This window comes from Inquilinus sp. (assembly GCF_039594555.1).
Lineage (GTDB): Bacteria > Pseudomonadota > Alphaproteobacteria > DSM-16000 > Inquilinaceae > Inquilinus.
On sequence record NZ_JBCNNF010000396.1, the window covers coordinates 1 to 6409 of the forward strand.

Sequence of the window (6409 nt, forward strand, 5' to 3'; positions counted from 1 at the left end):
CTCCGGCCAGCCGGTGGCCAGCACCATCGGCGCGATCACCGCGGTCAGCACCGCCGGCGGCGCCGCGTCGAAGGCCGCCTTCATCCGGCCCTGCAGCCGCAGCCGCCCGGCCAGGAACAGGCCGGAAATGCGGGTCAGGTAGGTCACCGCCGCCATGCCCAGGATGGCGGCCAGGGTCGCGGGATCGATTCTCATGCCACGGCCTCCTCGGGCTCGGCGGCCAGCCAGGCGGCGGCGATGCCGGCCAGGGCGCCGGCCGCGACATGCCAGGGCGGGCCGGCCAGGTGATAGACCAGGGCGGCGGTGACCAGGCTGGCGGTGATGGTGAAGGTGCTGCGATGGCCTTTCCAGAAGCCGACCACCAAGCCGATGAACAGGGCGGTGAAGGCGAAGTCGGCGCCGATCCGGGCCGGGTCGCCGATCGCCGCCCCGATCACGGCGCCGAGCGTCCCCCACACCAGCCAGTTCAGATAGAAGAAGGCGCCCATCCCCAGGAAATAGGCCGGTGTCAGCGCGCGCCCCGTGGCCCGCCGCTCCGCCATCGCCCAGTTCTCATCGGCCAGCACGGCATAGCCCAGCAGCCGCTGCCCCCAGGTGAAATGCCCGGTGCGGCGGGCCAGCGACAGGCTCATCAGGATGTGGCGCGAGTTGATCAGCAGGGTCGACACCACCAGCGTCGCCACCGGCACCGGCCAGGACCACAGGTCGATCGCCGCGAACTGGGCGCCGCCGGCGAAGACCAGGGCGCACATCAGCGCCATCTCGGCCGGCGACAGCCCCTTGGCGGCGCCGAGCGCGCCGCAGAGCAGGCCGATCGGGATCGCGGCGATGGCGGGCGGGAGGATGTCGCGGATGCCGTCCAGGGCATCGCGCCGGAGGTCTCGGGTCATGCGGAAGCCGATGGGGTCAGAGGTGGAAGCCGGCGCGGTAGGCGCCGGGGGCGACACCGAGCCGCGCCTTGAAGGCATGGGTCAGATGGGCCTGGTCGCAGAAGCCGGTGGCGGCGGCGACATCGGCGGGCGCCTCACCCGCCCGCAGGCGGCGCCGGGCCGCCTGGACGCGCAGGTTCAGCAGATAGGCGTGCGGCGTCATCCGCAGTTCGCGCCGGAAGGCGCGGATCAGATGGTGGCGCGACAGCCCGGCCTCGGCGGCGAAATCGTCGAGCGACAGCTCCTCGGCGTAGCGGTCGCGCATCAGTTCGGTCACCCGGGCGATGCGGCCCGAATCCGGTACCGTCTCGGCCGGGCGGAAGGCGGCGTGGCGGATCAGGCAGCGGCCGTAGGCGCGCAGCAGCAGCTCCTCCATCGCCAGGGCGTCGCCTCGGGCCTGGGCGGCGAAGGCCTCGGCGAACAGGGCCACGAGGTCCGGGTCGTGCACCGCCGGCTGGGAGAAGAACGGCGTCGCGGTCACCGGCCGACCGGCGATCTCCGAGGCCAGGCGCCGCATCAGCGCGACCGAGGGATAGGTCATGCGGTAGCGGTAGCCGCCGCCATAGGGCTCACCGTCATGCGCGTCCTCCGGATTGACCAAAGCGAGGTCGCCGGGGCCGCCATAGCGCTGCTCGCCGCGGGCCAAAAAGGTCTCGCAGCCGGCGAAGATGCCGCCGATGGCGTAGGTCTCGTGCATGTGCAGGGCATAGCGATGGGTGCGGAACGTCGCCTCCAGGCATTCCAGCCCGTCGAAGCCCGACGCCGTGAAGAACCGCGACCGCTCGCCCTGCGCGAGCGGCTCGGCCGCCACTGCCTGTTCCTGCGTGATGCTGTCCATCGGCGCGATCATAGGGCCGGCGCCGGGCGCGTCTTGTAGAAAATCGGCATATCGGCCCCTGCCCGCTTTGCACCGTCACGACCGATACATCGATCGGGCATTGGCGGCGGACCGGCCGCCGGGGTGATAGTCCGGCGGTACCACAGGGAACGACCGCCATGAGCACGATCAAGGAAGTGCAGTCCTGGAGCGCCGAGGGCTATGCCCGCAACGCCCGCTTCGTCGCCGATCTGGGCCAGCCGGTGCTGGAGCTGCTGGCGCCGCGGCCGGGCGAGCGCATCCTCGATCTCGGCTGCGGCGACGGCGCCCTGACCGCCAGGCTGGTCCAGGCCGGCGCCACGGTGGTCGGCGCCGATGCCTCGGCCGAGCTGGTGGCCGCCGCCCGGGCCCTGGGGCTGGACGCCCGCATCGCCGACGGCCAGGCGCTGAATTTCGGGCCCGAGTTCGACGCCGTGTTCAGCAACGCCGCGCTGCACTGGATGAAGGGTGCCGACGCCGTCATCGCCGGCGTCCGCCGGGCGCTGAAGCCGGGCGGCCGCTTCGTCGGCGAGTTCGGCGGCCACGGCAATGTCGCGGCGATCGTCACCGCCCTGGTGGCGGCGCTGAACGCCCGCGGTCTGGACGGCGCTTCCCGCTTTCCCTGGTTCTTCCCCACCCCGGCGGAATACGCGGCGAAGCTGGAGGCGCAGGGTTTCCGCGTCGACAGCATCGCCCTGGTGCCGCGGCCGACGCCGCTGCCCACCGGCATGCGCGGCTGGCTGGACACCTTCGCCAACCCCTTCCTGGATGGCATCGACGCCGCCGCCCGAGGCCCGATCCTGGACGAGGTGCAGGCGCTGCTGGCGCCCAGCCTGCGCGACCAGTCCGGGAACTGGAGCGCGGATTACGTCCGGCTGCGCTTCGCCGCGACGCTGGCGTCATGACCGCGGCGGCGGCACAGGCCCAGGCGGGCCGGCACGGCGAGGCGGTCGGCTACCTGCTGGCGATCCTCGGCGTCCTCGCCTTCTCCACCCGGCCGGTGCTGATCCGGCTGGGCTATGCCGAGGGCGTCGACGCCGAGACGCTGCTGGCGCTGCGCATGGGCCTGTCGCTGCCCTTCTTCGTGGCGATGTGGGCCTGGAGCCGGCGCCGCGCCGCCGGGCCGCTGGCGCCGGGCGACCTGCTGCGCACCGCGGCGCTGGGGCTGCTCGGCTACTGGATCGCCAGCTATTGCGACTTCCTGGGGCTGCGCACGGTGCCGGCCGGGCTGGGCCGGATCATCCTGTTCCTGTACCCGACCTTCGTGTTGGCGCTGTCGGCGGTGTTCCTCGGCCGGCGGCCGCAGCGGCGGGAGATGCTGTGCCTCCTGGTCGCCTATGCCGGGCTGGCCCTGGTGCTGGACGCCTCGGCCGCCGGCTTCGACGCGGCGCGGCTGGGCGGCGCCGGGCTGATCCTGCTCAGTGCGCTGGCCTATGCCGGCTATCTGGTGGGCGGCAGCAGCACGGTGCCGCGGATCGGCAGCACCCGCTTCACCGCCATCGCCATGATGGCGGCCTGTGTCGCCTGCATCGCCCAGTTCTTCGTGCTGCGCCCGGCCGACCACCTGCTGGTGTCCGGCAAGGTGCTGGGCATCGCCGCCTGGATCGCGGTGATCGGGACGGTGCTGCCGGTCTGGGCGACCAGCGAGGCGCTGAAGCGGATCGGCGCCACGCGGGCGGCGCTGCTGGGGGCGCTCGGTCCCGTCTCGACCATCCTTCTGGCCTGGGCCGGGATGGACGAGGCGATGACCGGGCTGCAGGTTGTGGGGGCGCTTCTGGTGCTCGGCGGCGTCGGGCTGCTCACCCTGCCGCGCCGCCGACCTGAGGCTATGACAACGCGGCGACGATCGCCGTGATGATGCCGAGGACGGCCGGGATCGCCACCCAGGCGACCGCGACCTCCGACCAGGATACGCAGGCGGACCGGGTCTCCGATTTCGGAGCACGCCAGCCGCCGCTCTGCGCCACCGTATCGTCCGGCTCGACGCCGGTCGTTCCGATGAGGCTCATGGTTCCAACTCCGCGCTGCATTCCAGCGCAACGCCCCGGCCGGACATCCGGCCGAGGCGCTCATGGACTATGGCGGAGTTGCTCCTCCGGGGCTGTGACCGCGGGCACAGCCAGGGCAGAAAATCCGGTTGGCGGGCCTGCGCGTCAGCTCAGCGCCAGTGGCCTTCGACCCAGAGGCCGCGGCTCCAATAGCCGGGGACCCAGACCCGGGCCGGCGGCGCGGCGTAGACCACGCGCGGCGGCGCCTGGTAGACCACCGGCGGCGGGCCGTAATAGGCCGGCGGGGGCGCGTAGTAGACCGGGGGCGGCGGCGCATAATAGACCGGCGGCGGGGCGTAGAGCGGCAGGCCGATGCCGATGCTGACACCGGAATGGCAGCACCAGCCGCCGCCATGCCATCCCCCTCCCCAGCCCCAGCCTCCGCCACGCCACCAGGCCTCGGCCGGGGTGGAGACCATCAGCGGCAACGCCAGGGCGGCGCCGATCGCGGCCAAGACGGCGGCGCGGCGCGGGGTGACGTGGAACACCTTCAACATGGTGAACACCATCTCTGCTGAACGCGGCACGCCGAAGCCGGCGTGTCTCTTGCCCTACACGAAGAGATGGTGCGCCGCCGTCGCGGGCGGCAAGGCGACTCAACGGAATTTAATGTGACGGATGACACGGGTGTATTTCCCCCGTGTCATCCGGACACTTGGCCTCAGCCCTGGACGGTCTTCTGCGCCTGCTCGCCCAGCTTCTCGATGCCGAGGCGGATGGTCTGGCCGGCCTTCAGGTACTTCGGCGGCTTCTGGCCCATGCCGACGCCCGGCGGGGTGCCGGTGGAGATGATGTCGCCGGTGCGCAGCCCCATGAACTGGCTGAGATAGCTGACCAGGAACGGCGTCTTGTAGACCATCGTTTTGGTCGAGCCGTTCTGGTAGCGGTGGCCGTCGACCTCCAGCCACATATGCAGGTTGTCGTAGTCGCCGACCTCGTCCGGCGTCACCAGCCAGGGGCCGGTCGGGCCGAAGGTGTCGCAGCTCTTGCCCTTGGTCCACTGGCCGTGGCGCTCGGTCTGGAAGGCGCGCTCGGACACGTCGTTGATGACGCAGAAGCCGGCGACATGGTCCATCGCCTGCGCCTCGGACACATACTTGGCCGGCTTGCCGATGACGATGCCGAGTTCGACCTCCCAGTCGGTCTTCTCGCTGCCGCGCGGGATCTCGACATCGTCGTTCGGGCCGACGATGGCGCTGGTGGCCTTCATGAAGATGATCGGCTCCGGCGGCACGGTGGCGCCGGTCTCGGCGGCGTGGTCGGAATAGTTCAGGCCGATGCAGATGAACTTGCCGGTGCCGGCGACGCAGGCGCCGTAGCGCGGGTTGCCGGAGACAACCGGCAGCGTCGCCGGGTCCAGGCCCTTCAGCCGGGCGATGCCGGCCGGGGTCAGCGCCTCGCCGGCGATGTCGGGGACCACGCCCGACAGGTCGCGGATCCGGCCCTCGGCGTCGAGCAGGCCCGGCTTCTCCTGCCCCGCGGGGCCGTAGCGCAGCAGCTTCATCGGTGTTCTCTCCCTGAGACTCGGGTGGTGGGCGGCCGGAAGCCGCTATCAGATGGTGATGCCGCCGTCGACGTTGATCGCCTGGCCGGTGAGGTAGGAGGCCTCGTCCGAGGCCAGGTACACGGCCAGCGACGCGATCTCCTCGGCAGTGCCCAGGCGGCCCATCGGCTGGCGCGCCACGAAGGCGGCGCGCGCCTTCTCGATGTCGCCCTGCGCCGCCATGCGGTCGTGCAGGCTCGGCGTCTCCACCGTGCCCGGGCAGATGGCGTTGCAGCGGATGCCCTTGCCGACGAAATCGGCGGCGATCGACTTGGTCAGCCCCAGCAGCGCCGCCTTGGTGGCGCCGTAGATGAAGCGGTTCGGCAGGCCCTTGATCGAGGAGCAGACCGAGGCGACGCTGACGATCGACCCGCCGCCGGCCTCGATCATCGCCGGCAGGAAGGCCCGGCACATGTGGTAGGCCGACCGGACATTGAGGTTGAAGGAGAAGTCGTAATCCTTCTCCTCACAGTCGAGGATGGTGCCGGCATGGACGAAGCCGGCGCAGTTGAACAGCACGTCGATGGCGCCGCGCTCGGCCGCATAGGCCTTGATCGCGCCGTGGTCGAGCACGTCGAGCCGGGCCACGTGGATGCCCGGCGCCTCGGCCGCCAGCGACTGCAGCGCCGCCTCGTTGATGTCGGTGGCATAGACCGTCGCCCCTTCGCGGGCGAAGGCCAGCGCCGCCGCCCGGCCGATCCCCTGCCCCGTCGCGGTCAGCACCGCCGTCTTGCCCGCCAGCCTGCCAGCCATCTCGCCCGCCCGGTTGTTAAGTCGGACGTATTCCTCGCCCCGGAGGGCGCGCCCGTCAAGCCGGAAGCGTATCACCGCTGGTCAAAGCGTGGGCAACAGCGTTAGGAAGGCGGAGGAGTATGGCTGACGAGCGTGGAGACGTCATGAAGCGGACCCGGACCGCGGTGATCGGGGCGGGCTATTTCGGCAGCCTGCACGCCGCCAAGCATGCCGAGCTGCCCGAGGCCGAGCTGGTCGCGGTCTGCGACACCGATCCGGGCCGGGCCGAGGCGCTGGCGGC

Annotated in this window: 9 protein-coding genes; 2 read left to right on the top strand and 7 right to left on the bottom strand. The window is 71.5% G+C overall.

What is annotated here, in order from left to right:
* The 3 genes from ABDW35_RS29665 to ABDW35_RS29675 all read right to left on the bottom strand — a co-directional run.
* Positions 1-195, bottom strand: a 195-nt coding sequence (locus ABDW35_RS29665; protein WP_343717450.1) for an AzlD domain-containing protein, incomplete at its 3' end; no start/stop codon positions are given.
* Positions 192-890 carry an AzlC family ABC transporter permease gene (locus tag ABDW35_RS29670; protein ID WP_343717451.1) on the bottom strand — a complete coding sequence of 233 codons (699 nt, stop codon included), beginning with the start codon at positions 888-890 and terminating at the stop codon, positions 192-194. The genes ABDW35_RS29665 and ABDW35_RS29670, both read right to left, overlap by 4 nt.
* Positions 891-906: 16 nt before the next feature.
* Positions 907-1767: an AraC family transcriptional regulator gene (locus ABDW35_RS29675; RefSeq protein ID WP_343717452.1), complete on the bottom strand. Its 861-nt coding sequence runs from the start codon at positions 1765-1767 to the stop codon at positions 907-909.
* A gap of 158 nt (positions 1768-1925) precedes the next feature.
* On the opposite strand from ABDW35_RS29675, the gene ABDW35_RS29680 reads away from it, so the two are divergent.
* Both ABDW35_RS29680 and ABDW35_RS29685 read left to right on the top strand, forming a co-directional pair.
* The gene (locus ABDW35_RS29680) at positions 1926-2690 is read left to right on the top strand and encodes a methyltransferase domain-containing protein (RefSeq protein ID WP_343717453.1); all 765 of its coding nucleotides are present in this window, start codon (positions 1926-1928) and stop codon (positions 2688-2690) included.
* Positions 2687-3640, top strand: a complete 954-nt coding sequence (locus ABDW35_RS29685) for a DMT family transporter (RefSeq protein ID WP_343717454.1) — start codon at positions 2687-2689, stop codon at positions 3638-3640. Before ABDW35_RS29680 ends, ABDW35_RS29685 begins: the two co-directional genes overlap by 4 nt.
* On the opposite strand, the gene ABDW35_RS29690 is transcribed toward ABDW35_RS29685, so the two are convergent.
* The 4 genes from ABDW35_RS29690 to ABDW35_RS29705 all read right to left on the bottom strand — a co-directional run bounded on the left by ABDW35_RS29690 (position 3612) and on the right by ABDW35_RS29705 (position 6129).
* Positions 3612-3794 carry a hypothetical protein gene (locus ABDW35_RS29690; protein ID WP_343717455.1) on the bottom strand — a complete coding sequence of 61 codons (183 nt, stop codon included), beginning with the start codon at positions 3792-3794 and terminating at the stop codon, positions 3612-3614. The genes ABDW35_RS29685 and ABDW35_RS29690 overlap by 29 nt on opposite strands.
* A gap of 149 nt (positions 3795-3943) precedes the next feature.
* On the bottom strand, positions 3944-4360 hold the full coding sequence (locus ABDW35_RS29695) for a hypothetical protein (protein ID WP_343717456.1): 417 nt from the start codon (positions 4358-4360) through the stop codon (positions 3944-3946).
* Positions 4361-4494: 134 nt separating this feature from the next.
* Complete coding sequence (locus ABDW35_RS29700; protein WP_343717457.1) at positions 4495-5337, bottom strand: fumarylacetoacetate hydrolase family protein; 843 nt, start codon at positions 5335-5337, stop codon at positions 4495-4497.
* 48 nt (positions 5338-5385) lie between these two features.
* Complete coding sequence (locus tag ABDW35_RS29705) at positions 5386-6129, bottom strand: SDR family oxidoreductase (RefSeq protein WP_343717458.1); 744 nt, start codon at positions 6127-6129, stop codon at positions 5386-5388.
* Between the last annotated feature and the right edge of the window lie 280 nt (positions 6130-6409).

Bases quoted from the DNA above. Each gene is read 5' to 3' on its own strand.
- ABDW35_RS29705 (WP_343717458.1), bottom strand. From the start codon at position 6,129: ATGGCTGGCAGGCTGGCGGGCAAGACGGCGGTGCTGACCGCGACGGGG.
- ABDW35_RS29690 (WP_343717455.1), bottom strand. From the start codon at position 3,794: ATGAGCCTCATCGGAACGACCGGCGTCGAGCCGGACGATACGGTGGCG.
- ABDW35_RS29685 (WP_343717454.1), top strand. From the start codon at position 2,687: ATGACCGCGGCGGCGGCACAGGCCCAGGCGGGCCGGCACGGCGAGGCG.
- ABDW35_RS29675 (WP_343717452.1), bottom strand. From the start codon at position 1,767: ATGGACAGCATCACGCAGGAACAGGCAGTGGCGGCCGAGCCGCTCGCG.
- ABDW35_RS29700 (WP_343717457.1), bottom strand. From the start codon at position 5,337: ATGAAGCTGCTGCGCTACGGCCCCGCGGGGCAGGAGAAGCCGGGCCTG.
- ABDW35_RS29670 (WP_343717451.1), bottom strand. From the start codon at position 890: ATGACCCGAGACCTCCGGCGCGATGCCCTGGACGGCATCCGCGACATC.
- ABDW35_RS29680 (WP_343717453.1), top strand. From the start codon at position 1,926: ATGAGCACGATCAAGGAAGTGCAGTCCTGGAGCGCCGAGGGCTATGCC.